Origin of the sequence: Streptomyces antimicrobicus (assembly GCF_020532625.1) — a bacterium.
Lineage (GTDB): Bacteria > Actinomycetota > Actinomycetes > Streptomycetales > Streptomycetaceae > Streptomyces > Streptomyces antimicrobicus.
Genome location: NZ_JAJAUY010000259.1, coordinates 1 through 2,725 on the forward strand (window position 1 = coordinate 1; position 2,725 = coordinate 2,725).

The window sequence follows — 2,725 nt, forward strand, 5'->3', positions numbered from 1 at the left end:
GCCGGACGTGCGGGGCGTGCCGGGCGTGCCGGTGCGGGGCTCCGCCCCGGCGGGTTCCGTTGCGACGTCGCGTACGGCGGTGCTGTCGACGCCGTCGGAAGCGGGCTCCGGTTCGAGGGGCCCGGCTACGCCGACCTCGTCGGCACGGGGTGTGAGCCCCAGCGCCGCCGCCCAGGTCAGGGCAGGGGGCGTCTCGGGAGCCGTAGTCGCGCGGGCTGCTGTCGTGCCGTCCTCTTCGTCCCTGCGGGACGGGATCTCCGCCGCTGCGGAGTCGGTGGCGGCGGCAGCGCGCTCGTCGCCGTCCGGCCGCGCCTGCGTGTCGGGCGCCATGGGCCCGTCGGCCGGGGCGGAGCCCCAGGGCTCGATCCCGGCGCAGGGCGGGAGGTCCTCAGTGGCCGGGGTGGCGGAGGCGTGGTGACCCTCGCCGCCTCCTGCCGACGGCAGACCGCCGAACCCGGTCCGAACCTCGCCCTCCGGGTCGGCCCCCGACGCGGAGTCCGCCGAAGCGGAGTGAGGGTCCGAAGCGGAGTGAGGGTCCGGAGCGGAGGGGGGCGCCGGAGCGGGGGTGGGAGGCCAGGCGGATACCGGCTCGGCGCGCAGCCCTGTGGCTCGGTCTGCGGTTGGGCTCTGGTCGGCGCCCCGCGTCGGCGGCGCGTGGGTGGGGAAGGGGAGGCCCCGGGGGACCTCGGTGGCGCAGTGGCCGGGGACCGGCGCGGGGACCTGAGGGAGGTCCGCGGCGTCCGGCTCGTCCGCCGCGTCCATCCCCCGGGCCACGGCCTGGGCCACCACGAGCGCGACCCCGGGCCCCGGGATCCGCCCCTCCGGCTCCTCCGCGCGGGCAGCGGGCAACTGCGCGGCGTCCGGCCCCTCGGGCTGCGCCCAGGCCGGGCGCCGGAAGCCGAGCGTGGTGTGTCGCGGTTCCGGGGGGTCGGGCAGCGGTGTGCGCCCGGCCACCACCCCGGCCCACCCGTCCTCGGCAGCCCCGGCCGGACGCCGGTCCCCCAGGGCCGTGCCACCCGCGGCCCCGGCCGGCGCCGACGCCGTCGGCCCGAACGGCTCCGGCCCGCCGGGGTGCGGCACAACCACCGGCGGTACGCCGGCCCGGGTCGGCTCGCTCGGCGCGCCGTGCTCCGCCGCCCGGGCGGGCTCGGGCGTCCCGGTCGGGTCCGGCCGTGGGATCTGCCCGGCGGGGGCGGCGGTCGTGGAACCGGCGTACGCGGATCCGCCCGGTGCGCCCGGGACATGACCCGGGGCGCGGAAGGCCGCCGAACCGAACGCGGGCTCCGCCCGCACGTGCTCCACCCCCGGCGCAGCCGCCGAGGCGGTGGCGGACGGGGCCCCCGCCTCGACGGGGCCGAGGGCGCCGGAAGACGCCGGTCCGGGCAGCGGCCCGGGTGGCGGCACAGCCGCGGAGGCAGCAGCCTCCCACCCGGCCGGGGCCGGGTCCTGGACCGGCCGCGGGCTCTGGGTCAAGGGCAGCGGCGGCAGCCACAGGGTGCCTGTCGTGTGCGTCGTGTGCATCGGTTGCCTCCCTCAGGCGAACAGGCGGCGCCACGTCTCCGGGCCGGGGTAGCCGTCGGCGGCGCGGCCGCGCCAGCCTTGGGCTCGTTGGAAGGCCTCGACCGCGCGGCGGTCGGCCTCGGTCCACGTCCGGCCGGGGCCGGATTGGTAGTGCTTGCCGAAGCCCTTCGCCAGCAGGCGCCGGCCCAGGGCCTCGATCGCCGGGTGGGTGCGGCCCGGCCGGAACGTCCCCAGGCCGGGGTAGGGCGAAGGCCCGGGCACCGGCGGGCGGGCGGCAGGAGGGCGGACGGCAGGAGGGTGGACGCCCGGCGGGCGGGCGGCAGGCGGGCGGACGGTCGGCGGGCGCACGCCCGGCGGCTGGACCGCAGGTGGGCGTACGCCGGGTGCGCCGGGGGCGCCTTCCACCAGGGGGCGGATGTCCTTGCCCTCCTTGCGCACCAGCAGCCGCCAGGTGTGCTCACCCGGGATCCCGTCCGCGTCGGCGCCCGTCCAGCCCTGGGCCTGCTGGAAGGCCTGCGTCGCCAGCCGGTCGGAGTCCGACCACTTCCGGCTCGGCCCCTTGGGGTAGAACCGCCGCCCGCCGCGGTCGATCAGCATCTGCCCCAGCCGCAGCACGTGCTCGTTGTCGGCCCCCGGCCCGAAGGCCGCCGTCCCCGGGAACGCCGTCGTACCCGGTCCGGCCGGCGGCTCGGCCGGCAATGTGCCGTCCGGGAGCGGAACCGCCCCGGTCACCCCCGTGTAGCGGTACGGCACGTACTTCGTGGCGTTGTTCCAGTAGCCGTACGGGGTGGCCTTCTTCCGCGTGTTCGGCCGGGTCTGCTCGTACGCCACGTAGTGCGTCCTGGTCCCGTCCACCCAGCCGCCGAAGATGACGACGTGGGAGCCCTTGTTCGGGTCGGCCGGGTTGTGGAACAGCAGCATGTCGCCCGGCAGCAGCTCGTCCTTGGTGATCTTCGTGGCGAACTTGTCCAGGCTGCCGGTCCACTCGTTCGACCCGAGGTTCCAGACCATCGAGACGTAGCCGGAGCAGTCCTGCCGGTAGCCGTCCGTCCAGTACTCGGACATGCTGTACGGGACCTGCGCGTCGAGCCACAGCTTCGCCCGGTTGATCATCGTTGCCCGGTCCAGCCGCTTGACCACGCCCGGCTTGCGCTGCGGACCCGGCCGACTGCCCTTCGGGCCGTGCAGCGGCCCGCGCCCGCCC

General features: G+C 77.7%; 2 protein-coding genes. Both read right to left on the reverse strand.

Annotation, left to right across the window (positions count from 1 at the left end):
- Window positions 1–330: hypothetical protein (locus LG632_RS29920; protein ID WP_226731066.1), on the reverse strand; the 330-nt coding region annotated here is incomplete at its 3' end.
- 1,203 nt (window positions 331–1,533) lie between these two features.
- Window positions 1,534–2,725 (reverse strand): peptidoglycan-binding protein (locus LG632_RS29925; protein ID WP_226731067.1); only part of this gene is annotated, 1,192 nt, incomplete at its 5' end.